This window comes from Achromobacter xylosoxidans (assembly GCF_001457475.1).
Classification (GTDB): domain Bacteria; phylum Pseudomonadota; class Gammaproteobacteria; order Burkholderiales; family Burkholderiaceae_B; genus Achromobacter; species Achromobacter xylosoxidans.
This window is the reverse complement of the sequence record NZ_LN831029.1, coordinates 5,683,803-5,708,314: the sequence shown is the minus strand read 5'-3', so window position 1 is coordinate 5,708,314 and position 24,512 is coordinate 5,683,803. Positions and strand designations below refer to the sequence as shown.

The window sequence follows — 24,512 nt, the reverse complement described above, 5'->3', positions numbered from 1 at the left end:
GCCTTGCCGGGACTGCCGCCCCATGTCGTTTGCGTATGCGCAGGGTTCGACGCACGCCGGGCCTAAAGTCCCTTGCCGCCTTGCCGTAAGCCTGGGTGGCGCGGACCTTTTATCGCGTACCTGGATACCCGTGCCCTCCGGCACGGGCAGTTGCAGTAAGAAGACAAGCATGAAAATCACCTCGTTGCGCAACAGGATCCTGTTGATCACCTGTTTCACCGTCATCGGCGCGCTGGTGCTCTCGGGCATCGCGATCTATCAGATCGTGCGCGACAACATGATGGCGACCATCTCCGCGGACCTGGACGCCATCGCCGCCGGCAATGCCAGCGCCATCGAACGCTGGTCCGCCGACAAGGCCCAGGCCGTGACCGCCACCGCCGCCGTGGTCGAAAAGGGCGATCCGCGCGGCCTGACCAAACTGATGGGCGAAACCAACGGCTTTCCCATCACCAGCATCGGCTGGAGCGACAAGACCTACTTCTCCACCGCGCAGACGCCGCCCGACTACGATCCGACCGCGCGGCCCTGGTACAAGAGCGCGGTGGCCGCCGGCAAGCTGGCCGTGACCAAGCCATACGGCGATTCGGGCACCGGCAAGCCCTACGTGGCCTTCACCGCGCCGATCGTGCGCAACGGCCAGACCACCGGCGCCATCAGCGGCGCGGTGGCGCTGGACGGTATCAAGGACGTCATCAAGGTCATCCGGCCGACGCCGTCCAGCACCGCGTTCGTGCTGGCGACCGATGGCCAGGTGATTTCGCACGTCGATGACAAGCTGGCGCTCAAGCCGTCGACCGACGTGGCGGCCGGCCTCACGCCGGCCGTGCTGGCCGACATGGCGCGCGACGGCGCCGCGCCGCTGGCGTTGAGCCTGAACGACGCGCCCAAGCTGCTCAAGGCGCGCCGCATCCCCGGCACCGATTGGTTCCTGGTGATCGCGCTGGACGAGGCCGAGGCCACCGCGGGCCTGGCGCAGGTGTTCAACGCCACCCTGATCTCGATGGTGGTGCTGACGCTGGTTGCCGTCGTGCTGGCCAGCGTGGTGACGTCGCGCGCCTTCAAGCGCCTGTCCGCGGTGCGCGATGCGATGGACACCATCGGCTCGGGCGAAGGCGACATGACGCACCGGCTGGCCGTGGTGGGCCATGACGAAGTGGCGCAGATCTCCGCTTCGTTCAACGCCTTTGTCGACAAGATCAGCCACGTGATGCTCGACGTGCGCAACGGCGTGCATTCGATGACCTCGGCCACGCGCGAGATCGAGATGGGCAACCGCGACCTGTCGCAGCGCACCGAGGTATCGGCCGGCTCGTTGCAGGAAACCTCGTCGGCGCTGACCGAATTGACTTCCAGCGTGCGCCAGACCGAGGAGGCCGCCGAGCACGCCACGCGCCTGGCGACCGAGGCCAGCCTGGCGGCCGAGCGCGGCGGCCAGGTGGTGACCGATGCCGTCACCACCATGGGCGCCATCGCGCAGTCGTCCGAGCGCATCACCGAGATCATCAGCGTCATCGACGGCATTGCGTTCCAGACCAATATCCTGGCGCTGAACGCGGCGGTGGAAGCGGCGCGCGCCGGCGAGCAGGGCCGCGGCTTTGCCGTGGTGGCCGGCGAGGTCCGCACGTTGGCGCAGCGCAGCGCCGCCTCGGCGCAGGAGATCCGCGCGCTGATCCAGGCTTCGGTACAGAACGTCAAGAGCGGCACCGAGCGGGTGCAGGCGGCCGGCTCAACGATGCAGGAGATCGTCGAAGGCGTGTCGCGCGTGCAGAAGCTGGTCAGCGAAATCCACGGGGCCATGGCCGAGCAGAGCGTGGGCATCAGCCAGATCGACCGCAGCGTTTCCGACATGGATCAGGCCACCCAGCAGAACGCCGCGCTGGTGGAACAGTCGGCGGCGGCGTCCGCCATGTTGAGCGATCAGGCCGGCGCGCTGGCCGGCACGGTGGCCCTGTTCAAGTTGCGGGAAAACTTGCGGGTTGCCGCGCCCGAGCGGATCGCGCTGCCCGCCTGACCGCTTTGCCCGATGTGGCGACGCCTGTCGCCACGCGCCGCGATCGCTATCGCGGTTGGCGCCGGCCCCTGCCGGTGATGCGGGCGGCGGCCTCGGCCGATTGTTGGACGGCCCGGTCGCCGCGCCACCGCAGATCCGCTTCATAGTCCCGCAAGGCCTGCCCCAGCGGCAGGCCTTTGCACACCTGCGCCAGCCGCGTCGCCAGCGATTGCGCATCGGCCAGGGCGGTGTTGGCGCCCAGGCCGCCCGCCGGGCTCATCGCATGCACCGCGTCGCCCAGGAAAGTCAGCCCGGCTTGCGTCCATTGCGGCAGGGGCGGCGCCTGGTAGACGGTCTTGAGCGCGATGCCGCGCGGGTCGCTGGCGGCCACCATGGCGGCCAGCGCGGGATGCACCGGCGCCAGCAGGCGCTGCGCGGCCTGTTGCCAGCGCGCGCCTGTCGCGGTGTCGTCCCGCTGGCTCGCGCTGATCGCGGCGTCGTCCGCGCCCAGCACCGCGCTGCGCTCGCCGATGATCGCCCAGTACTGGTAGCCGGGCACCGCCGTCAGCGCGCAAGCCGGCGCGAGGCGTTGCGCCAGCGCCGGCAGCGCCGCCAGTTTCATGGCGTCCAGCACCAGCGCGTAGCCGGCGCCGAACACCACACCGGCGCCGTCGCGCAGGTCCGGCGGCAGGCCATCGGGCGCGAGGCTGCCGGCCGGCGCCATGCCGAAGATCCTCACCGTGCCGCTGTCCTCGGGCGCCGCCTGCGGCAGATGCTGGCGCCGCAGCGCCGAGTGCACGCCGTCGGCGGCCACCACCAGGGTGCCGGGCCGCGCGCGGATGCCCTCCAGGCGGGGGCCGCCGTCGTCCATGCCCGCGCAGCCGTGGCCGAAATGCACGCGCCCGTCCAGGCCGGCCAGCAGGATCTCGCGCAGCGTCTGCCGGTGCGCCGAGCGGTCGGGCGGGGTGTCGGCATCGTCCAGGCGCCAGGTGGCGGAGGCGCGTTGCGGCAGCGGCCGCAGTTGCGCGTCGAGCATGGCGCCCGGGCGGTCGTGGGGCGAGCAACTGTGCTGGAACAGGGCGTAAAGGTCCGGCGGCAGGCAGTGCGCCAGAGCCGCCTGGCCGCTGGCGTCGATGCGCAGGCGGTAGCCCTGCACGCGGCTGTCGGTGCGCGCGTCGCGCTCGTAGACGTCGAAGTCGATGCCGGCGCGCGCCAGCCCCTGCGCCAGGCACAGGCCGCCCAGGCCGGCGCCGATGATGGAAACGTGGAGATTCTGCATAATGTCCTCGAAGCAAGCCGGCGTCGCCGGCACCCTCACAGCTTGCGTGCAAGCGCGCCCGCGCCGGTAATGCCGGCGCGCCAACAAATCATGCGAACCCGCCAGACTGCTGCCCCCGCGCCCGACTACAGCGAATTGCTCGACGGCCCGGCCGTGTGCGTCTTTCATGGCGCCGATGCGCCGGGCAGCGAATTCCGCCTGGGTTCGCGCGAATACGATTGGCACGCGCATGCCCGCGGACAGTTGTTCGGGGTGGATAGCGGCGCGATGCGGGTGCGCACCGAGGCCGGCTCATGGCTGTTGCCGCCGCAGCGCGCGGGCTGGATCCCGCCGGGGCTGCGGCATCGGGTCAGCGTGGTGGGCGCGGCCAGCGGCTGGGTGGCGCTGGTGCATCCGCGGGCCGCCGCGGCCCTGCCGACGTCGCCCTGCGTGCTGGGTGCGGATGGGGTGTTGCGCGCCATGGTGCTGCGCGCGGCCGATTGGCCGGACAAGCTGGCGCTGGACCCGGCGCGCGCGCGCTTCGCGGCGGTGTTGCTGGACGAGATCGAGGCGGCGCCGCGCGAGCGCCTGCACCTGCCATGGCCGCGCGACCGCCGGCTGGCTCGGCTTGCGCAAGTCCTGGCGGACGACCCGGCCGACAACCGGCCGCTGGAAGCACTGGCCGCGCGGGCCGGGCTGGCGACGCGCACCGCGCAGCGCCTTTTCCGCGAGGAAACGGGATTAGGCTTCGCGCAGTGGCGCCAGCAACTGCGGCTGATCCACGCGCTGGAACGCCTGAGCGCGGGCCAGCCGGTGGCGCAGGTGGCCGACGCGCTGGGCTACGCCACGCCCGGCAATTTCATCGCCATGTTCAAGCGCGCCTTCGGCACGACGCCGGGGCGCTATCTGCGGGCGCCGCAGGCCGAGGGCGACGCCGCCGTCGCCTGAGCCGCGCCGGGGCGCGTGGCGTCCCGCTCGCTACCGGCCCCTTACTCCGCCAGCTTGCGCATCTCGGCGATCAGGTCCGCCTTGCCCTCGAAGCCGATGCCGGGCAGTTCGGGCAGGGTGACGTGGCCGTTGTCGACCCGCACGCCGTCGGGGAAGCCGCCGTAGGGCTGGAACAGGTCCGGATAGGATTCATTGCCGCCCAGCCCCAGGCCGGCGGCGATGTTCAGCGACATCTGGTGGCCGCCGTGCGGAATGCAGCGGCTGGCCGACCAGCCGTGCTGGCGCAGCATGTCCAGCGTGCGCAGGTATTCCACCAGGCCATAGCTCAGGGCACAGTCGAATTGCAGCCAGTCGCGGTCCGGCCGCATGCCGCCGTAGCGGATCAGGTTGCGCGCGTCCTGCATCGAAAACAGGTTCTCGCCGGTGGCCATCGGCTTGTCGTAGTAGTTGCGCAGCGTGGCCTGCAGTTCGAAGTCGAGCGGGTCGCCGGCTTCCTCGTACCAGAACAGGTCGTACTGCGACAGCGCCTTGGCGTAGCGGATCGCGGTGTCCAGGTCGAAGCGGCCGTTGGCGTCGACCGCCAGTTTCCTGCCGTCGCCCAGCACGCCCAGGATGGCGTCGATGCGGCGCAGGTCTTCGTCCAGCGAGGCGCCGCCGATCTTCTTCTTGACCACGGTATAGCCGCGGTCGACGTAGCCGCGCATCTCGTCCTTGAGCTTGCCCAGGTCCTGGCCCGGGTAGTAGTAGCCGCCCGCCGCATAGACGAACACGCGGCGGTCGGGGCGGCCGTTGCCGTAGCGCTCGGCCAACAGCTGGAACAGCGGCTTGCCGGCGATCTTGGCGACCGCGTCCCACACCGCCATGTCGATGGTGCCGATGGCGACCGAGCGTTCGCCATGGCCGCCCGGCTTTTCGTTGACGTACATCGCGTTCCAGATGCGGTGCGGATCGAGGTTGTCGCCGCTGTCGTCGAGCAGGCTGGCGGGGTCGGCCTCCAGCACGCGCGGGATGAAGCGTTCGCGCATCAGCGTGCCCTGGCCATAGCGGCCGTTGGAATTGAAGCCGTAGCCGATCACGCGCCGGCCGTCGCGCACCACGTCGGTCACCACCGCCACCAGGCTCAGCGTCATCTTGCTGAAGTCGATGTAGGCGTTGCGGATCGGGGAACTGATCGGGACGGTCTTCTCGCGGATTTCGACGATTTTCATGGTGTCTCCTGGCCGTGCGGCGGATGGGAAAAACCGTAGATTATTGGCTTGAAGGCGCATTATGATTCGCTATCAGGCACTACTTTATTAACTGAAAGTTAAAGATTCCGGCGCTCGTTGCCCGTCGCCGGCCTCGTCCCGATGAGGCGTTCCCCGCCGTGAACCACGATCTGGCATCTTCCCTGGAGTTCTTCGTGCTGCTGGCGCGCCACCGCAACCTGTCGACGGTGGCGCGCCAGCTCGACCTGACGCCGCCGGCGGCCACCAAGCGCCTGGCGCAACTGGAGGCGCGGCTGGGCGTGCGGCTGGTGAACCGCACCACCCGCAGCATCAGCCTGACGCCCGAAGGCGAAACCTACCTGCATTACGCCACGCGCATCCTGGCCGACGTGCGCGAAATGGAAGAGGTGGTGTCGTCCAGCGGCTCGGTGCCCAAGGGCCTGTTGCGCATCAATGCGACGCTCGGCTTCGGCCGCACGGCGATCGCGCCCATCGTGTCGGAGTTCGCCCTGCATCATCCGCAGGTCGAGGTGCAGCTGGACGTGACCGACCGGCCGATCGACCTGGTGGAAAGCGGCGTGGACCTGGGCATCCGCTTCGGCGCCTTGCCCGACCAACGCCTGGTGGCGCGCCGCGTCCTGTCGAACCGGCGCTTCCTGTGCGCGGCGCCGCGCTACCTGGCGCGCCACGGCACGCCGGCCAGCCTGCGCGACCTGGCCGACCACCAATGCATCATCCACCGGCAGAACGAGGACGCCTACGGCGTCTGGCGCTTCACGCGCGACGGCCGCGCCGAGACCGTGAAGGTGCACGGCGCGCTGTCCAGCAACGATGGCGACATCGTGCTGAACTGGGCGCTGGACGGCCATGGCATCCTGGTGCGCTCGGAGTGGGACCTGGCCAAGTACCTTGAAAGCGGGCGCTTGCGCGTGGTGCTGCCCGAGTTCATCCTGCCTTCGGCCGACCTGTTCGTGTACTACCCCAGCAAGCGCGACCTGTCGGCGCGCACGCGGGCGTTCATCGATTTCCTGATGGCGCGTTTCGCGTAGGCCAGGCCGGGGGGCGAAGGCGCGCCGGTCGGCGGCATGCGCGGGGGCGGACGCTAGGCGAACCGGTAGGCGAGCACTTCGTCGCCGGCCGCGTCGATCTCGCCCGTGGGCGCCCAGCCCAGCCGCCGGTAGAAGCCATGCGAGCGCACGCCCGGATCGGCCGCGCAGCTCAGGAACAACCGTTCATGGCCCAGCGCCCGCAGCGTTCGCATGACCTGCCCGAGCAGTTCGCGGCCGATGCCGCGGCCCTCGTAGGCCGGCAGCAGGGCCAGCACCAGGATCTCGCCGCTGTCGCGATCGCCGAAGCAATAACCCGCCATTACGCCGTCGGCCAGCGCCACCACGCCCGGCAGCGCGCCGTCGCGGATGCCATCACGCCAGCTTTCGACGGTGATGCCCAGGGCGCGCAGGTCCTCGGCCGAGAAGGCGTTCTCGCGGGTGCGGCCGCGCAGGTCGATGCAGGCAGCGGCGTCGTCGGGATGGGCTGGGCGGTAATGCAGGTTCATGTCGGGTGTCGTCTATCGGAAGAGGGCGCGGCCGGCGCGCCGCGCAAGGCTGGGGCGGGGATCAACCGCCGAGCGCCGCCAGGTTCAGCGTGTGGCTGTGGCCGATCCACAGCGCGCAGTCGCGGTGATCGCGCAGCGATTCGCCGGTGTTCGGATGCAGGAACACGTCCAGCAGGCCATGGTTCAGCGCCAGCCAGGTGAGCACGCGCGGCAGCGCGGCCGGCGTGAAGGCGAGCTGGTAGCTCCATTGTGGATGCGGGCCGACAGGGCGCTCGTGGAAGCGGCCCATCTGGATGCTGTCGCCGAATGCGTCCAGCGCCTGTGCGCGCAGCGCCCAGGCCGCGTCGCGGCTATCGGCGTTGAAGTAGACGTGGGCGTGCCAGCTGTCGACGATGGCGGGGTCCAGGATCATGGTGGTCAACCTCCGGCGCGCTTGGCGCGATGGCCGAGTTTTTCGAGCGCGGCCAGGATGCGGTCGCAGTGATCGCCCTGCACCTCGATGACGCCGTCCTTGACGGTGCCGCCGGAGCCGCAGGCGGTGCGCAACTGCTTGCCCAGCGCCGCCAGCGCGTCGTCGTCCAGCGGCAGGCCCTTGACGACGGTCACGGCCTTGCCGCCGCGGCCCTTGGTTTCGCGCGACACGCGCGCGCCGCCCGGCGCCGGCACCGGGCGGGACGCCGCCTGGCATTGGCAGTCGGCGAGCGGGCGCCGGCATTGGGGGCACATGCGGCCGCCGTCGGTGGAATAGACGAGTCCGCCCTTGGAGCTGCTTTTCATGGGTATTGCGTGATGTTGCGGTTCAGGCGGCCATTATGCCGGAGCGGCCGCCGCCAGGCGCCGCCGGAGCCGCGCGCGCCGCGTTCATTCGTCGAAGCCGCGAGGCCCCAGCGATTCGACCAGGTAGTCGATGAAGGACTTGATGCGCGAGGAGATCGCGGTATTGCGGTAATAGACCGCATTGACCGGCTGGCGCACGTCCAGCGTCTGGCGCGGGAACAGCTGGCGCAGCGCGCCGGACTGGCGGTCGGCGCGCGTCATGAAGTCGGAAAGGCAGACGATGCCGGCGTCGTTCAGCGCCAGTTGCCGCAGCGTCTCGCCGCTGAACGAGCGGATCGACGGCTGGATGTGCAGCGGCTGGCCGTCGGCGTCCTCCAGCGGCCATTCGTTCAGCGATTCCAGTTGCGAGAACCCCAGCAGCGTGTGCTCGCGCAGATCGGCTACCCGCTTGGGCGTGCCATGCGCCGCCAGGTAGCCGGGGCTGGCCAGCACCCGCACGCGGCTGCGGCCGATGGGCACCGCGTGCAGCGACGAATCCTTCAGGCTGCCGATGCGCAGCGCCAGGTCGGTACGGCGCTCCAGCAGGTCGATGTTGCCCTCGTTGCTGTTCAGCTCCAGCTCGACCTTGGGATAGCGCTGGCGGTAGCCCGGCACCAGCGGAACGATGACGTGCAGCATGAAGGGCGAGGCGGCGTCGACCCGCAGGCGGCCGGCCGGCTGGTTGCGGCGCGCGCGCATCTGTTCCTCGGTCTCTTCGACCGCGGCGATGATCTTGCGGGCCTGCTCCAGGTAGGCGCTGCCTTCCTCGGTCAGCTCCAGCCGCCGGGTGGTGCGGCGCATCAGCGTGGTCTGCAGCTTTTCCTCCAGCCGCGTCATGGTGCGGCTGGTGGCGGAAATGGTCTGCTGCAGCGCATCGGCGGCGGCGGTGATCGAACCGCAGTCCACGATGGCGATAAAGACCTGCATTTCGTCGAGTGTCGTCTTCATATTTGACGTTATATCAAAAGTATTTCGCCAATACCGGGCTTATTCCGCAAGGATCGAGCGGGCACACTGGATGCATTCCAACACTTACCCAGGAGTTTTACATGAGCATCCCGTCTTTTGGCGTCGGCACTTTCCGCCTGCAGGGCCAGGTCGTCATCGATTCCGTGCGCAACGCGCTGGACGTCGGCTACCGCGCCGTCGACACCGCCCAGATCTATGAAAACGAAGCCGAAGTGGGCCAGGCCATCGAGGCCAGCGGCGTCGCCCGCGTCGACCTGTTCGTGACCACCAAGATCTGGGTGCCGAACTATGGCCGCGCCAAGCTGGTGCCCAGCCTGAAGGACAGCCTGGCCAAGCTGCGCACCGACTACGTCGACCTGACCCTGATCCACTGGCCCGCGCCCGGCAACGGCGTGGCCATCGCCGAGATGATGGCCGGCCTGATGGACGCCCGCGAGCAGGGCCTGACGCGCCAGATCGGCATTTCCAACTTCCCCATCGCCGAGACCCGCGAAGCCATCGCCGCCGTCGGCAAGGAAGCGATCGCCACCAACCAGATCGAGCTCAGCCCGCATCTGCAGAACCGCAAGCTGGTGGACTTCCTGAACGAACAGGGCATCCACGTCACGTCGTACATGACGCTGGCCTACGGCAAGGTGCTCAAGGACCCCGTGATCGGCCAGATCGCGCAGCGCCACAACGCCACGCCGGCGCAGGTGGCGCTGGCCTGGGCGCTGCAGCGCGGCTTCGCCGTGATCCCGTCGTCCACCAAGCGCGAGAACCTGGCGAGCAACCTGCTGGCCCGCGACCTGCGCCTGACCGACGCCGACATGGCGCAGATCGCCGCGCTGGAACGCAACGGCCGCGAAGTCAGCCCCGACGGCCTGGCCGCGGCCTGGGACTGAGGCGCGCCATGGACAACGCGCTTTCAAGCCTGACCGCGGGCGGTTTCAGCATCGGCCTGGAAGCGCCCCTGGACAACGACTGGACCGCCGCCGGCGAGCAGGCGCGGCGCCAGGCCGGCCGCCTGCCCGGCGAGCCCGACCTGCAACGCCACGCCGACCTGGCCGTGCTGGCCGACCGGCTCGGCTTTCGCGCCCTGTGGGTGCGCGACGTGCCGCTGTACGATCCGGCCTTCGGCGACGCCGGCCAGGTGTTCGAGATATTCACCTACCTGGGTTACCTGGCGGGCGTCACGCGCGACATCCTGCTGGGCACCGCCGCGGTGGTGCTGCCGCTGCGCGAGCCGCTGCTGACGCTCAAGTCCGCCGCCAGCGTGCAGCGGCTGAGCGGCAACCGCCTGCTGCTGGGCGTGGCCAGCGGCGACCGGCCGGTGGAGTATCCGCTGTTCGGCCGCGATTTTCCCAATCGCGGCGCCGCTTTCCGCGAACAGGTGGCGCTGCTGCGCCAAGGCGCCCGCGGCAGCCTGCCCGATGGCCTGGATGTGCTGCCGCGGGCGCCGGCGCCGCCGCTGCTGGTGGCGGGCCTGGCGCAGCAGACGCCGGCCTGGATCGGTGCGCACATGGATGCCTGCCTGGCCTATCCCGGCGCGCCCGACGACCATGCGCGGCGCAGCGCCGCCTGGCGCCAGGTGGCCGGCGACAAACCCTATGCCAGTTTCATCCACCTGGACCTGGCCGAGGACCCGGACGCGCCGCTGCGGCGCTTTCGCTTCGGCGCGCAGGCGGGCCGCCACGCGCTGGCGCGGGAACTCCATGCGCTGCGCGCCGCGGGCGTGCAGCACATCGGCCTGCACCTGCGGCGCAACCAGCGGCCGCTGGCCGACACGCTGCACGAGATCGCCGAGCACGTGCTGCCGCAGTTCCATGGCGGCGGCGTGCCGGCCTCGCAAGCGGAAACCACGGCCGCCTGAGCCTCTCGCGGCCTATCAACACAAGGAGCAAGCACCATGAAGCTATTCATCACCGGCGCCAGCGGATTCATCGGCGGCGCGGTCGCTACCTCGATGGTCAAGGCCGGCCATGAGGTCCGCGGCCTGATCCGCAACCCCGGGCGCGCCGCCGAGCTGCGCGGTTTCGGCATCGAACCGGTGCTGGGCACATTGGACGACGCGGCGCTGCTGGCGGCCGAGGCGCGCGCCGCCGACGCCGTCATCAACGCGGCCGACAGCGACCACCGTGGCGCCGTCGAGGCCCTGCTGGGCGCGCTGGCCGGCAGCGGCAAGGTGTTCATCCACACCAGCGGCAGCAGCCTGGTCGCCGACGACGCGCTGGGCGAGCCGTCCGACGCGGTGTTCGACGAAACCACTCCGGTGGCGCCGGTGCCGGGCAAGGCCGCGCGCATCGCCATCAACGACCTGATCCTGGCCAGCGCGCCCGGCGTGCGCAGCGTGGTGCTGTGCCACAGCCTGATCTACGGCGCCACCGAGGGGCCGCGCGCCGAAAGCGTGCAGATTCCGCCGCTGGTGGCGCAGGCCCGCGCAAGCGGCATCGCGCGGCACGTCGGCCGGGGCCTGAACCGCTGGTCCAACGTGCACGTCGCCGACGTGGCGGCGCTGTACCGGCTGGCCCTGGACAAGGCGCCGGCCGGCAGCTTCTATTTCGTCGAGAATGGCGAGGCGGCCTTCGTCGACCTGGTTGGCGCCATCGGCCAGGCGCTGGGGTTGGGGCCGGCCCAGGCCTGGGACCCGGCGCAGGCGGTAGCCTATTGGGGCAAGGACCTGGGCGCCTACGCGCTCGGTTCCAACAGCCGGGTGCGGGCGGGCAAGGCGCGCCGCGAGCTGGGCTGGGCGCCGGTCCATGGCGACGTGATCGCCTGGGTGCGCCAGGCCATCGCCTGACGCGGGAGCGGCGCGGGCGGCGTCCACAGGGTGGGCCAAGGACGCAACGCCGTCAGCAAAACGCCAACCGAGTTGCGGTAAGGTGAGCGCTCCCTTCAGAGATTCCGCACGGAGCAGAACTTGAAATACCGCAAACTCGGCCGTACCGACCTGGACGTCAGCCTGATCGGCCTGGGCACCATGACCTGGGGCGAGCAGAACACCGAGGCCGAGGCCCACCAGCAGCTGGACTACGCGCTGGAGCGCGGCGTCAACCTGGTCGACGTGGCCGAAATGTACCCGGTGCCGCCCAAGGCCGAAACCCAGGGCCTGACCGAAACCTACATCGGCACCTGGCTGGCGCGCAGCAAGCGCCGCCAGGACATCGTGCTGGCCAGCAAGGTGGCCGGCCCGGCGCGCGACCCCAAGCGCCCCGGCCACATCCGCGACGGCAAGACCTTCCTGGACCGCAAGAACCTGACCGAGGCGCTGGACGCCAGCCTCAAGCGCCTGCAGACCGACTACCTGGACCTGTACCAGCTGCACTGGCCCGACCGCACCACCGCCACCTTCGGCCAGCTGTCGTATCCGTGGGTCAAGGACGAGCACACCGTGCCGATCGAGGAAACCCTGTCGGTGCTGCAGGACTTCGTTCGCGCCGGCAAGGTGCGCCACGTGGGCGTCTCGAACGAAACGCCGTGGGGCGTATCGCAATTCCTCAAGGCCGCCGACAACCTGGGCCTGCCGCGCATCGCCTCGATCCAGAACCCCTACAGCCTGCTCAACCGCGTCTACGAGATCGGCCTGTCGGAATTCACCCACCACGAAGGCGTGGGCCTGCTGGCCTATTCGCCGCTGGCCATGGGCATGCTCTGCGGCAAGTACCTGGACGGCGCGCGTCCGGCTAACGCCCGCCTGACGCTGTACACGCGCTTCACCCGCTACAGCAACCCGCAGGCCGAGGCCGCCACCCGCGAATACGTGGAGCTGGCGCGCCAGCACGGCATCTCGCCCACGCACCTGGCGCTGGCCTGGATCAATCAGCGTCCGTTCGTCACCAGCAACCTGATCGGCGCGACCAATCTGCAGCAATTGAAGGAAAATATCGACAGCGTCGACGTCGAACTGCCGGCCGACGTGTTGCAGGCCATCGACCAGATCCACGTGCGCCACCCGAACCCGGCGCCCTGATCCCGCTTGCCGGGAGCGACGAGGACCCATCATGCGCAATCTCGATTTCAGCTCCTGGCAAACCGTGCTGTCCACGCTGTTGGGCCTGGCGGTCATCACCCTGATCGGGGTGGGGATCCGCCTGTTGGTGATGCAGACCATCCAGCAGCGGCGCGAACGCGAGAACCGCCAGATCAATGAGCGCCTGCGCACCTTGATCGCGGCCTACAAGACGCTGGGTGGATCCTTCACCGGCAACCTGGTGGTGGATCCCAGCCATCTTCGCGACCTGCGCCGTGGCGCGCCCGAGACGGCCGGCGAACCCGAAGCACATGAAGACGACGACCCGCTGCGACCCCCCAGCGCCGACGGCCCAGGCGCCGAGCGCCGGCGGCGGGTGCGCGACGCCGTCGAGGCCGCGCTTTCCGACATCATCCTGCTGGGCACCGAGGACCAGGTCCGGTTGGCCGCGCAGGCGGCCGCCGACCTGGTGGCCGGGCGTGGCATCGAGACCGCCGAGCTGGTGGTGTCGCTGCGCGACTTCATCCGTCGCGTGCTGAACCTGGAACCGGTGCCGGCCGGGCTGGCGATTCCGCGGCAGGGCCCCACCCGGCCGGCGGCCGGCGGCGCGAAGGGCGGCGTCGCCCGTGGCGAAGGCGGCGGGGGCGGCAAAGGCGGGGGAGCCGGGGGCGGCGGCGCCGCCGCGGGGATGGGCATGATGGGCTTGGGCGCCGGGCTGGCGGCCGACGATCCGCACGATCCCCCGGGCGGCGCACGCTAGCGTGCAATCGCCGGTCGAACTCCTTCGGGCCGTCCTCGCGCGCTGGACGGTCACATCGACGGCGCAGTCCGCGTCGTCCTCTCAATACACGTCGCGCACATAACGCTTGTCCGCCGTCATGCGCGCCAGGTAGGCCGCGGCGGCGTCGGCGTCCATGCCGCCGTGTTCCGCCACCACCCGCCTGAGCGTGGCGTCCACGTCGCGGGCCATTTGCGCGGCATCGCCGCAGACATAGAAATGCGCGCCCTCCTGCAACCATGCCCATAGCTGCGCGCCATGCTCGCGCATGCGGTCCTGCACGTAGACCTTGGCGGCCTGGTCGCGTGAGAACGCCAGGTCCAGCCGCGTCAGCAGGCCGTCGTCGCGCAGCGCCTGCAGTTCGTCGCGATAGTAGAAATCGCTGGCCGCGTGCCGCTCGCCGAAGAACAGCCAGTTGCGGCCGCGGTCGCCGCGCGCCCGCCGTTCCTGCAGAAAGGCGCGGAACGGCGCCACGCCGGTGCCGGGTCCCACCATGATCATCGGCGTGTCGCCCTGGCGCGGCGGACGGAAATGGCTGGCTTCCTGCACGAAGACCGGCACGTCGGCCTCGCCGGCGCGGTCGGCCAGGAAGGTCGACGAGACGCCCTTGCGTTGCCGTCTGCCGTTGTCGTAGCGCACGGCGGACACGGTCAGGTGGACTTCGCCAGGATGCGCCTTGGGGCTGGAGGCGATGGAGTACAGGCGCGGCTGCAAGCGCTTGAGCGCGCCCAGCCACGCCTGCGCTGGCAGTGTCACTGGAAACGCGTGCAGCACGTCGGCCAGTTGCTTGCCCCACAGCCATTGGCGCAGGTCGGCGCGGCGCTCCTCTGCCAGCAATTGCCGCAGGCCGGGATCGCGGCTGTGCTCGGCGATCAACGCCAGCGCGGCCGGTGCCGGTCGCGCGATTTCGTAATGGGCGGACAGCGCCCGGGCCAGCGGCATGTCGCCGGCGCCCGGCACGCTGGCCACGGCATCGCCCGACAGGCCGGCCTGCGCCAGCAGTTCTTCCACCAGCTCGGGACAGTTCAGCGGCCATACGCCGAGGGCGTCGCCGGCCTCGTAGTCCAGTCCCGTGTCGGCGATGTCCAGCGCCAGCGCTCGCGTGTCCTTGTCGCCGCGGGTGTTCAGCCGCTGGTTGCCGATCAGGCGCGCGGGGGCCGGACGCGTCCGGGAGGGCGGCGCGGGGCGCGCGCCGGCGGGCGGGGCGAGCGGCTCGGGCGGCTCGGGCGGCGCGACGCGGACTGCCACGGTGGGCGGGGCGTCGGCCGCCAGCGCCGCCGCGATGTCGTCCGGCATCAGGCCAGTGGCCGGATGGCCATGCTGATCGGCCTCGGCCGCATGGATGGTGGCAATGGCATTTTCCAGCCAGGCGTCGGCCGGCGCCTCGTAGTCCGTATCGCAATCGACCCGCGCCAGCAAGGGCTGCGCGCCCAGTTGCGCCAGCCGCTGGTCGAGCCGGCGGCCGTGGCCGCAGAAGGCGTCATAGTTGCTGTCGCCCAGCGCCAGCACCGCATAGCGCAGCGATGCCAGCCGCGGCGCATCGGTGGCCGACAGGGCGCGCCACAGGCCCTGGCCGTTGTCCGGCGCGTCGCCGTCGCCGAAGGTGCTGGTGATCAGCAGCAGGTACTGCGTGCGAGCGAGGGCGTCGATCGCATAGTCGGCCATGCATGCGGTGCGCAACTCGAAGCCGGCCGCGGCCAGCGCGCTGGCGCTGCGTTCAACCAGCGATTCCGCATTGCCGGTCTGCGAGGCCCACAGCAGCGTCACGCGCGGGCGCGGGCCGATGATGCGGACGGTGGCCTCCCCCGCGTCGGCGCCAGGCGTGATCGCCAGCGGCAGCGGTGCGCGGCTGTACAGGCCATGCAGCAGGCCGTTGAGCCACAGGCGGATTGCCTCGTCGAAAGGCGCGTGGACGGGTAGCTCCGGCACGCCGGGGGCGCCGCCGGCCTGCCGCAGGCCGTTGAGAAAGCCCGACAGGTAATGGCGCTGGCGCGCATCCAGCGCGGGCGGCCCGCCGCCATTCGTCAGACCGAGCAGCGCGGCCATGGCCTCGGCGGGGGCGGCGCCGCCGGCCGCCGTCAGCCTCGGAACCGCGTGCGCCCTCAGCAAGCCGGCAACGCTGTCGGCCGCCGTCGCCGCCATGGCCAACGCGGCTGGTTCCGCGTCGTTCGCCGTCCTGTCCGCGGGCGCCGCCACGCGGCACAGCGCCACCGCGCAGAACTTCAGTTCCGGCTGCTGCGACACCGGGTCGACGGCATCGCTGGTGACGGCGTTGATGCAGAGTTCATCGCCATACACGTCGTTCCAGTGCATGGACGCGAAGCAGTTCCCCGGCCGCACCCGGTCGGTGACCACGGCGGGCAGCACCGCGCGGCCGCGGCGCGAGCGGATCTCGACGCCGTCGCCAGCGCCGATGCCCAGCGTTGCCGCGTCGTCCGGGTGAATCTCCACGAATGGCGCGGGATTGAGCTTGTTCAGCATCGGCACCTTGCCGGTCTTGGTCAGCGTATGCCATTGATGCTGCAGCCGCCCCGTGTTGAGCACCATGGGATAGTCGGCGTCGGGCAGCTCGGCCGGATCCACGTGCGGCCGCGCGTGGAACCGCGCGCGGCCGTTGGCGGTGGCGAACGCCAGGCGCGGGCGGGCGCCGTCGTCCGCCAGGAGCGATGGCTGGCTGACGCCGTCGTTGAGATAGCGGATCGGGTTGCGGTCCGGCCCGTCGGCGCGCGCGCAGGGCCATTGCAGCGGCGTCTCGCGCAGCCGCGCATGGCTGGCGCCGCGCAGGTCGTAGCCGGTGGCGGGGTTGGCGAAGGCGGCGATCTCGTCGAACACCTCGGCCGCGCTGGCGTACTGGAACGCGTGGCCGTAGCCCATCTCGCAGGCCACGCCGGCGATGATGCGCCAGTCGGGCAGCGCGTCCCCGGGCGGCGGCACGGCCTGTGGCATCAGCGTCAGGGTGCGTTCGGAATTGACCATCACGCCCTCGGCCTCGGCCCACAGCGCGCCCGGCAGCAGGATGTCGGCGTAGCGGTTGGTCTCGGTGTCCAGGTAGGCGTCCTGCGCGATCACCAGTTCCGCCGCCCGCAGCCCCGCCACCACATTGGCGCGGTTGGCCACGCTGGCCACCGGGTTGGTGCAGATGATCCAGCAGGCCTTGACCTCGCCCGCCGCCATGCGCTGGAACAGGTCGATGGTGCCTTGCCCGAGCCGCGTATGCAGCGTGCCGGCCGGCACGCCCCAGCGCGCCTCGACAAAGGCGCGGTCGGCGGCCGACAGCACGCTGCGCTGGCCCGGCAGGCCGGGACCCATGTAGCCCATCTCGCGCCCGCCCATGGCGTTGGGTTGGCCGGTCAGCGAGAACGGGCCGCTGCCGGGCCGGCAGATGCGGCCGGTGGCCAGGTGCAGGTTGCACAGCGCGTTGGTGTTCCAGGTGCCGTGGGTGCTCTGGTTCAGCCCCATGGTCCAGCAGCTCATCCATTCGGGCGCCGCGCCGATCCAGTCGGCGGCCTGGCGCAGTTGCGCGGCGGGGATGCCGGTCAGCGCCTCGACCCGCTCGGGCGCGTAGTCGCGCAGGAAGTCCGGCATCGCCTCCCAGCCGTCGGTGTGGGCGGCGATGAAGGCCGCGTCGGTCTTGCCGGCCTGGTGCAGCAGGTGCAGCAGGCCGTTGAGCAGCGCCAGGTCGGTGCCCGGCCGGATCGCCAGGTGCAGGTGCGCCTTCTCGGCGGTGGTGGTGCGGCGCGGGTCGACCACGATCAGGCGCGCGCCGGCCTTGACCCGTTCCATCATGCGCAGGTACAGGATCGGATGGCAATCGGCCATGTTGGCCCCGATCACCAGGAACAGGTCGGCGCGGTCGATGTCCTGGTACGAGCCGGGCGGTCCGTCGGCGCCCAGCGACAGCTTGTAGCCGCTGGCGGCGCTGGCCATGCACAGCCTCGAATTCGATTCAATGTTGTTGGTGCCGATGAAGCCCTTGGCCAGTTTGTTGGCCAGGTATTGGGCCTCGATCGACATCTGCCCCGACACGTACAGCGACACCGCGTCCGGGCCATGCGCATCGATGATGGCGCGCAAGCGCGTGGCGGTGTCGCGCAGGGTGTCCGCCATCGGCCGCGGCGCCAGGTCCTGCCCGCGGCGGGCGCGCACGTAGGCGTGTTCCAGCCGTCCCGACTGGCGCAGGGCGATGTGGGCCGAGGACCCCTTGGTGCAGAGGCGGCCGAAGTTGCTGGGATGGTCGCGGTTGCCGGTGATCTTCACCACCTGTTCCCGTTCCACGTGCAGGGTCATGCCGCAGCCCACGCCACAGTAGGGGCAGACGGTGTCCACGGTGCGCGGCGTGCCGCTCATGCTCGGCTCCAAAAAAGAAGGCGCCCTGCCTGCGCGGCCAGCGGGCCGGGCGGGCAGGGCGCCATTGCCCTGGTTCCCGGCGCGGCCGGGTCGATGTCCTGCCGATGCAAGTTCCATGCCAATCGCTTGCCACGGGCGGGCAGCGGGGCGCGGGGACTGGCGGCGTGCGCGGTGGTGCGCGGCCGCACCGGATTGGTGCGGCGCGGAACCGTTTGGGTGCGCGGCGGGTGCGGCGGCGCCGCGCCGCGCGGGCGTCAACGGGATGGCACGCTTATTGCTTTGATTGCCATACCGGGCCCGTGTCCGGCCAGACAACGCAAGCATTGCAGGCAACGGCGCCCGGACCCAACAGTCCCGGGCGCCGTTTGTCTTTTGAAACCCGAACGGCCCAGCCTGGATAGACCCATGAGCACAGCGACCTCCACGACTTCCATGCAGACCCTGATCGTCATCGGCAACGGCATGGTCGGCCATCACTGCGTCGAGCAACTGATCGAGCGCGGCGCGCTGGCGCGCTACCGCATCCTGGTGTTCGGCGAAGAGAGCCGGCGCGCCTACGATCGCGTGCACCTGTCCGAGTACATGGGCGGGCGCGACGCCGAGTCGATGGCCATGAGCGATGCCGCGTTCTATGAACGGCCCGGCCTGTCGCTGCGGCTGGGCGCGCCGGTGCTGCGCATCGACCGCCACGCGCGCCAGGTGGTGACGGCCGACGGCAGCCATGGCTACGACAAGCTGGTGCTGGCCACCGGCTCCTATCCCTTCGTGCCGCCGATCGCCGGCGCCGAAGGAGCCTCGCGCCTGGTGTACCGCACGCTCGACGACCTGGACCAGATCCGCGCGGCGGCCGATGGCGCCCGGCGCGGCGTGGTGGTGGGCGGCGGCCTGCTGGGCCTGGAGGCCGCCAACGCGCTCAAGTCGCTCGGGCTGGAGGCGCACGTGGTCGAGTTCGCGCCGCGCCTGATGCCGGTGCAGCTGGACGAGGCCGGCGGCGCGGCGCTCAAGGCGCGCATCGAGGCGCTGGGCGTGGGCGTGCACCTGTCGCGCGCCACGCAGGAAATCAAGCAAGGCACGCAATACCGCTACCGCATGCGCTTCGCCGAAGGCGCGCCGCTGGAGACCGACCTGATCGTGTTCTCGGCCGGCATCCGCCCGCGCGACGGCCTGGCGCGCCAGGCGGGCCTGACGGTGGCCGAGCGCGGCGGCGTCGCGGTCGACGGCCACTGCCGCAGCAGCGATGCGTCGATCTACGCCATCGGCGAATGCGCCGCGTTCGACGGCGCCATCTTCGGCCTGGTCGCGCCCGGTTACCAGATGGCGCGCGTGGTCGCCGCCGACCTCTGCGGCGAGGCCGGCGCGCCGTTCGCCGGCGCCGACATGTCGACCAAGCTCAAGCTGCTGGGCGTGGACGTGGGCTCGATCGGCGACGCCCACGGCGCCACGCCGGGCGCGCGCAGCTACCGCTACATCGACGAGGCCGGCGCCTCGTACCGCCGCCTGGTGGTGTCGGCCGACGGCAAGCGCGTGCTGGGCGCGGTGCTGGTGGGCGACAACAGCTACTACGACACCCTGCTGCAATACGCGCAGAACGGCATCGCGCCGCCGGCCGACCCGGCCAGCCTGATCCTGCCCGTTGGCCAGGGCGCGCCCGTACTGGGCGCCGGCGCGCTGCCGGCCAGCGCCACCATCTGTTCGTGCCACAACGTCAGCAAGGCCGCCATCTGTGACGCGCTGGACGGCGGCTGCGCCGACGTCGCCGGCGTCAAGGCCTGCACCAAGGCCGCCACCGGCTGCGGCGGCTGCGCGGCCCTGCTCAAGCAGGTGGTGGAACACGAACTGGCGAGCCGCGGCGTCGCGGTGGACAAGAGCCTGTGCGAGCACTTCGCCTACACCCGCCAGGAGCTCTACGCCATCGTGCGGGTGCAGGGCATCGAATCGTTCGAGGAACTGCTGGCGCGCCACGGCCGCGGCCACGTCGGCTGCGACCTGTGCAAGCCGACCGTGGCGTCGATCCTGGCCTCGTGCTGGAATCGCCCGATCCAGGATCCTCACCTGGTGCCGCTGCAGGACACCAACGACACCTTCATGGCCAACATGCAGAAGAACGGCACCTATTCGGTGGTGCCGCGCATCCCGGGCGGCGAGGTCACGCCCGACGGCCTGATCGCGATCGGCGCGGTGGCCAAGAAGTACAAGCTCTACACCAAGATCACCGGCGGCCAGCGCATCGACCTGTTCGGCGCGCAGCTGCACGAGCTGCCGGACATCTGGGCCGAACTGATCGCCGCCGGCTTCGAGACCGGCCACGCCTACGGCAAGTCCACCCGCACCGTGAAGTCCTGCGTCGGCAGCACCTGGTGCCGCTACGGCGTGCAGGACAGCGTCGCCATGGCGCTGCGCATCGAAGACCGCTACAAGGGCCTGCGCGCCCCGCACAAGCTCAAGTTCGCGGTCTCCGGCTGCACCCGCGAATGCGCCGAGGCGCAAAGCAAGGACATCGGCGTCATCGCCACCGAGAACGGCTGGAACCTGTACGTGTGCGGCAACGGCGGCATGCGGCCGCGCCACGCCGAACTGTTCGCCCAGGACCTGGATGACGCCACCCTGATCCGCTACATCGACCGCCTGCTGATGTTCTACATCCGCACCGCCGACAAGCTGCAGCGCACCTCGGTCTGGCGCGAGTCGCTGGAAGGCGGCCTGGATTACCTGAAGGCCGTGGTCATCGACGACAGCCTGGGGCTGGGCGCCGAACTGGAGGCGCAGATGCAGCTGGTGGTGGACCGCTATGAATGCGAATGGGCCAACGCCCTGTCCGACCCGGAAAAGCTCAAGCGTTTCCGCACCTTCGTCAACGACGCCGCGGCGGATCCGGACATCCGCTTCGTGCAGGAGCGCGGCCAGCCGCGCCCGGCGCCGGCCGCGCGCGTGATTCCCATCGCCGAGGAGCTTGCCTGATGCGTTCGAATGCCGTGATTGCCCTGCGCCCGGAGACCGCACGTGACGCCACGCCCGACGCCGCGTCTTGGCGCCCCGCCTGCACCCGCCGCGACCTGGTCGCCGATTCCGGCGTGGTGGCGCTGGTGGACGGCCGCCAGGTGGCCCTGTTCTATCTGCCCGCCGTTGCCGGCGAAACGCTCTACGCCCTCGACAACCGCGACCCGAAATCGGGCGCCAACGTCATCGGCCGCGGCATCGTCGGCCACCTGGCCGGCGAGCTGGTGGTGGCCTCGCCGCTGTACAAGCAGCACTTCCGGCTGCGCGACGGCGCCTGTGTCGAATACCCCGAACAATCGCTGCGGGCCTGGCCTGTGCGCTTCAATGGCGACGCCGTTGAAGTCCGGCCGCCCGCCGCGCGGTGAGGATGCCCGCCATGTCCGAACACGCCATGCCCTCGACCCTGCGCTTCCTGCTGGCGGCGCGCCGCAGCGAGCTGCACGGGCTCGAGGCCCTGGCGGCCACCTGCGAACTGGCCACCCTGGTCAGCAAGCTGGTGCACGTGCTGCAGAAGGAACGGGGCTCGTCCAACCTGTATCTGTGCGGCGGCCAGGAAACGCTTCGCCAGACGCTGGCGGGCCTCAGTTCCGACGCCTGCGCGGTCGAGGAAGAAGTGCGCCGCTTCCTCGACCGGCTGGAGCCGGATGCCACCCGCAGCGCCGGCAAGGCGCGCCTGCTCAACTGTATCGCGTACGCGCTGTACCGCCTGGACGAACTGCCGCGCACGCGCCGCGCCATCCGCGACCGCCGCGTGGCGGCGGAAGACGCCGGCGCGGTCTTCACGCGGCTCATCGCCAGCCTGTTCGCGCTGGTGTTCGAAGCCGCCGATTCGTCGCTGGACGCGGGCGTCACGCGCCTGTTGGTGGCGCTGCTCAATTTCATGCAGGGCAAGGAGCTGTGCGGCCAGGAGCGCGCCTATGGCGTCATGGGCTACACCGCCGGCTACTTCACCGAATCGCAAAAGGCCCGCCTGCTGGAACTGGCGGACCTGCAGAAGCGCTGCTTCGACAGCTTCGCGCAGTACGCCGGCGCGGATGCGCTGGCGGCGTGGGAGCGGCTGGAGCAGGGCGGCGGCCCGGTGCTGCGCTTGCGCGACATGGCGCTGCGCACCTCCGAGGCCGAACGCGTCGACGCCGGCCTGGCCGAGCTGTGGTTCGGCCTTTGCACCGAACGCATCGACGCCATGCGCGCGGTCGAGAGCCTGCTGGCCGAGGCCCTGACCCTGCAATGCCATCGCCGCATCGTCGAGACCCGCGCCGAGCTCGACAACCACCGGCTGCTGCTCAGCCGTTTCGCCGACCACGCCAGCGACGCGGCGCCGGCCATGCTGTTCCAGTTGCAGGGCCGTATTCTCGACGTGCCGCCGCAGGATGGCGTGGGCGAGGCCATGGAACGGTCCATCCTCGACCTGATGCGGGAACAGGCGCAGCGGTTGCGGCAGTCGGACGATGCGCTGGCGCTGGCCCGCGGCGCGCTGGAGGAACGGCGCCGGGTCGAGCGCGCCAAGTGGTTGCTGGTCAGCCGCCACGGCCTGAGCGAGCAGGCCGCGCACGATCAATTGCAGCGCGTGGCGATGGACCGGCGGCGCTCGCTCGACGACGTCGCGCGGCAGGTGCTGGCCGAGCTGGACGAGGCCCAGGGCTGAATGGCGGAAAGGCGCGCTGCGCGGCTACGCCGCCGGCACCTCCCACAGCGCGTCGGGCAGGAAGCCGTCCTGTTCGCCCTTCCTGGCGTAGCCCAGCGGATTGGCCACCACGCGACAGCCGTCCTTCACGTAGTCCAGCGGACAGTGCAGGTGGCCGTGCATCCAGACGTCCGCCAGCGGCAGCAGGCCGTCCAGCGCGTTGCAGAAGCCGGCCGTGCCCGGCGTGACGCCGTAGCGCGGATCGGCGCTGGCCAGGCTGGGCGCGAAGTGGGTGATGGCCAGCGTCGGGCCGTCGAAGGGCGTGCGCAGCGCCTGTTCCAGCCAGGCCTGGCAGGCCAGGCCCTGTTCGCGCATCTGCTCGGCCATGAAGGGCGCGCCATGGCGCCGCATCTGCGCCTTCTCCAGGTAGAAATCGGCGGCCCGGAAGGCCTTGCCGCGCTTGGCCAGCACCTGCGTCAAGGTGTCGCCGGGCGCGGCCAGCGCGTCGAAATCGGTCCACAGCGTGGTGCCCACCAGGCGCACGCCATCGATGACCCGCGTTTCGCGTTCCAGCCACTGGATTTCCAGTTGTTGGCAAAGCGTTTGCAGGCGTTCATGGGTTTCGTCGAAATCGAGGTTGTCGTATTCATGGTTGCCGGGCACGTAGACCACGGGCGTGGGCCAGCCGTTGCGTGGCGCATAGCGGCCCAGGCCGAAGTCGTCCGTGGTCAGCCGGGACCGCTGCTGGTACGAACCGATGTCGCCGGCCAGCACCAGCAGGTCCGCGCCGGGGATGGGATGGGCGACGAAGCCGGGATCGGACTCCAGGTGCAGATCGGACAGCAATTGAATTTTCATGGGCCGGGGCTTGTTTTGGTTGCGATTCGCAAGTAAATTGGTTGCGACCCGCAACTTCAGGACGCGTCATCATGGATCTTATCGATTTTCCCACCCGATCCCGGGAACAGACCATCCGCGACCTGCGGGAATTCTCGCGCAAGCTGGTGCGCGAACTGGGTTTCATGCGGCCGTCGCTGGCCGGCAGCGACCTGGCGCCCTCGGCGGTGCACGCCATCATCGAGATCGGCCTGCAGCCCGGCATCCAGGCGCGCGACCTGGCGCTGGTGCTGCGGCTGGACAAATCCAACACCAGCCGCCAGGTGGCCAAGCTGGAAGCGGCCGGCCTGGTGGCGCGCGAGAGCGACAGCGGCGACGCGCGCGCCTCGCGCCTGTCGCTCACGCCCGCCGGCCTGGACCTGCGCAACCGCATCGACCAGTTCGCCACCGAGCAAGTCTCGCGTGCGCTGCGGCAACTGGCGCCGCCCGACCAGGAAATCCTGGTGCGCTACCTTTCCTTGTATGCCGACGCCTTGTCGCGCGAGAACCCCAACACCCGCGCCGCGCAGGCCAGCGACGCGATCGAGTCGCAGATCCAGGAAGGCTACGCGTCGGGCTGTATCGGCGATGTGGCCGCGCTGCACGCGCGCTACTACGCCCAGGCCGCCGGCTTCGGCGTGGTGTTCGAGCGCCTGGTGGCCACGGGGTTGGCGGCCTTCGCCGAAAGCCTGCCCGCGCCCGGCAGGAACCTGTGGCGCTACACCGACGGCAACCGCACGCTGGCCTCCATCGCCATCGACGGCGACCTCGCGGCGCGCAGCGCGCACCTGCGCTGGTTCATCGTCGACGAGTCGCTGCGCGGCATGGGCGTGGGGCGGGCCTTGCTGGCGCGCGCCATGGCCTTCGTCGACGCGCTCGATATTGACGAAACGTATCTGTGGACCTTCAAGGGCCTGGACGCCGCGCGCCATCTCTATGAGTCGGCGGGCTTCGTGCTGACGCAGGAAGCCGAAGGCACGCAATGGGGCGGCGTGGTGGTCGAACAGCGCTTCAGCCGCCGCGCGCGTTGATTCCGCGCTGACGCATCTGGACACACACTGAGGCCGCGCGCACGCGCCGCGGCCGGCATTGACGCGCCTGCTTTCACGGCGCTGTCACTTCGCATTCCTAGACTCGCTGGGGTCTTGCCGATGCTTCGCGGCAAGGTCGGTCCTCCTCTTTTCCAAGAACCTC

General features: G+C 70.5%; 20 protein-coding genes. 12 read left to right on the top strand and 8 right to left on the bottom strand.

The annotated features are described in order from the left end of the window. Window positions 1-169 precede the first annotated feature (169 nt). Window positions 170-2,014: a methyl-accepting chemotaxis protein gene (locus tag AT699_RS25805; protein ID WP_053499235.1), complete on the top strand. Its 1,845-nt coding sequence runs from the start codon at window positions 170-172 to the stop codon at window positions 2,012-2,014. Window positions 2,015-2,060: 46 nt separating this feature from the next. Here the strand turns inward: AT699_RS25805 and AT699_RS25800 are convergent, their stop codons facing one another. Beyond that, complete coding sequence (locus tag AT699_RS25800; RefSeq protein ID WP_024070316.1) at window positions 2,061-3,272, bottom strand: FAD-dependent oxidoreductase; 1,212 nt, start codon at window positions 3,270-3,272, stop codon at window positions 2,061-2,063. 90 nt (window positions 3,273-3,362) lie between these two features. Between AT699_RS25800 and AT699_RS25795 the strand changes: the two genes are divergently transcribed. Further along, a complete protein-coding gene (locus tag AT699_RS25795) occupies window positions 3,363-4,199 on the top strand; it encodes an AraC family transcriptional regulator (RefSeq protein WP_006387329.1) in 837 nt (278 codons plus the stop codon). 41 nt (window positions 4,200-4,240) lie between these two features. On the opposite strand, the gene AT699_RS25790 is transcribed toward AT699_RS25795, so the two are convergent. Further along, the gene (locus tag AT699_RS25790) at window positions 4,241-5,407 is read right to left on the bottom strand and encodes a mandelate racemase/muconate lactonizing enzyme family protein (RefSeq protein ID WP_024070314.1); all 1,167 of its coding nucleotides are present in this window, start codon (window positions 5,405-5,407) and stop codon (window positions 4,241-4,243) included. Between the two features lie 158 nt (window positions 5,408-5,565). Between AT699_RS25790 and AT699_RS25785 the strand changes: the two genes are divergently transcribed. Then, window positions 5,566-6,456 (top strand): LysR family transcriptional regulator, encoded by an 891-nt coding sequence (locus tag AT699_RS25785; protein WP_006387332.1) that lies wholly within the window; start codon window positions 5,566-5,568, stop codon window positions 6,454-6,456. A 53-nt stretch (window positions 6,457-6,509) separates the two neighbouring features. Here AT699_RS25785 and AT699_RS25780 read toward each other — a convergent pair whose 3' ends face one another. The 4 genes from AT699_RS25780 to AT699_RS25765 all read right to left on the bottom strand — a co-directional run bounded on the left by AT699_RS25780 (window position 6,510) and on the right by AT699_RS25765 (window position 8,726). Then, window positions 6,510-6,962, bottom strand: coding sequence for a GNAT family N-acetyltransferase (locus AT699_RS25780; protein ID WP_024070313.1), 453 nt, complete (start codon window positions 6,960-6,962; stop codon window positions 6,510-6,512). Window positions 6,963-7,023: 61 nt separating this feature from the next. Next, window positions 7,024-7,374: a DOPA 4,5-dioxygenase family protein gene (locus tag AT699_RS25775; RefSeq protein ID WP_024070312.1), complete on the bottom strand. Its 351-nt coding sequence runs from the start codon at window positions 7,372-7,374 to the stop codon at window positions 7,024-7,026. Between the two features lie 5 nt (window positions 7,375-7,379). Then, window positions 7,380-7,739, bottom strand: coding sequence for a translation initiation factor Sui1 (locus AT699_RS25770; RefSeq protein WP_006387337.1), 360 nt, complete (start codon window positions 7,737-7,739; stop codon window positions 7,380-7,382). A gap of 84 nt (window positions 7,740-7,823) precedes the next feature. Then, window positions 7,824-8,726 carry a LysR substrate-binding domain-containing protein gene (locus AT699_RS25765; RefSeq protein WP_020926490.1) on the bottom strand — a complete coding sequence of 301 codons (903 nt, stop codon included), beginning with the start codon at window positions 8,724-8,726 and terminating at the stop codon, window positions 7,824-7,826. 101 nt (window positions 8,727-8,827) lie between these two features. Between AT699_RS25765 and dkgB the strand changes: the two genes are divergently transcribed. The 5 genes from dkgB (at window position 8,828) to AT699_RS25740 (ending at window position 13,456) form a co-directional block, all read left to right on the top strand. After that, a complete protein-coding gene (gene dkgB, locus AT699_RS25760; protein WP_024070311.1) occupies window positions 8,828-9,631 on the top strand; it encodes a 2,5-didehydrogluconate reductase DkgB in 804 nt (267 codons plus the stop codon). An 8-nt stretch (window positions 9,632-9,639) separates the two neighbouring features. Further along, on the top strand, window positions 9,640-10,599 hold the full coding sequence (locus tag AT699_RS25755) for a TIGR03571 family LLM class oxidoreductase (protein WP_024070310.1): 960 nt from the start codon (window positions 9,640-9,642) through the stop codon (window positions 10,597-10,599). A 36-nt stretch (window positions 10,600-10,635) separates the two neighbouring features. Beyond that, window positions 10,636-11,526: an NAD-dependent epimerase/dehydratase family protein gene (locus AT699_RS25750; protein WP_006387343.1), complete on the top strand. Its 891-nt coding sequence runs from the start codon at window positions 10,636-10,638 to the stop codon at window positions 11,524-11,526. A gap of 120 nt (window positions 11,527-11,646) precedes the next feature. Further along, entirely contained in the window at window positions 11,647-12,696 is a 1,050-nt protein-coding gene (locus AT699_RS25745; RefSeq protein ID WP_024070309.1) for an NADP(H)-dependent aldo-keto reductase, read from the top strand. A gap of 31 nt (window positions 12,697-12,727) precedes the next feature. After that, window positions 12,728-13,456: a hypothetical protein gene (locus AT699_RS25740; protein ID WP_024070308.1), complete on the top strand. Its 729-nt coding sequence runs from the start codon at window positions 12,728-12,730 to the stop codon at window positions 13,454-13,456. 81 nt (window positions 13,457-13,537) lie between these two features. Here the strand turns inward: AT699_RS25740 and AT699_RS25735 are convergent, their stop codons facing one another. Beyond that, a complete protein-coding gene (locus AT699_RS25735) occupies window positions 13,538-17,821 on the bottom strand; it encodes a bifunctional nitrate reductase/sulfite reductase flavoprotein subunit alpha (RefSeq protein WP_024070307.1) in 4,284 nt (1,427 codons plus the stop codon). Window positions 17,822-18,226: 405 nt separating this feature from the next. Here AT699_RS25735 and nirB point away from each other — a divergent pair, with 405 nt between their 5' ends. The 3 genes from nirB to AT699_RS25720 are packed head-to-tail and all read left to right on the top strand — an operon-like array spanning window position 18,227 to window position 22,463. Further along, window positions 18,227-20,779 carry a nitrite reductase large subunit NirB gene (gene nirB, locus AT699_RS25730; protein ID WP_058207481.1) on the top strand — a complete coding sequence of 851 codons (2,553 nt, stop codon included), beginning with the start codon at window positions 18,227-18,229 and terminating at the stop codon, window positions 20,777-20,779. Then, window positions 20,779-21,183: a nitrite reductase small subunit NirD gene (nirD, locus tag AT699_RS25725; RefSeq protein ID WP_024070305.1), complete on the top strand. Its 405-nt coding sequence runs from the start codon at window positions 20,779-20,781 to the stop codon at window positions 21,181-21,183. The genes nirB and nirD overlap by 1 nt, the downstream gene beginning before the upstream one ends. 11 nt (window positions 21,184-21,194) lie before the next feature. Further along, a complete protein-coding gene (locus tag AT699_RS25720; protein WP_024070304.1) occupies window positions 21,195-22,463 on the top strand; it encodes a nitrate- and nitrite sensing domain-containing protein in 1,269 nt (422 codons plus the stop codon). 24 nt (window positions 22,464-22,487) lie between these two features. Here AT699_RS25720 and AT699_RS25715 read toward each other — a convergent pair whose 3' ends face one another. Beyond that, window positions 22,488-23,300 (bottom strand): metallophosphoesterase, encoded by an 813-nt coding sequence (locus tag AT699_RS25715; protein WP_024070303.1) that lies wholly within the window; start codon window positions 23,298-23,300, stop codon window positions 22,488-22,490. A gap of 71 nt (window positions 23,301-23,371) precedes the next feature. Here AT699_RS25715 and AT699_RS25710 point away from each other — a divergent pair, with 71 nt between their 5' ends. Further along, the gene (locus AT699_RS25710; RefSeq protein ID WP_024070302.1) at window positions 23,372-24,349 is read left to right on the top strand and encodes a bifunctional helix-turn-helix transcriptional regulator/GNAT family N-acetyltransferase; all 978 of its coding nucleotides are present in this window, start codon (window positions 23,372-23,374) and stop codon (window positions 24,347-24,349) included. Window positions 24,350-24,512 lie beyond the last annotated feature (163 nt).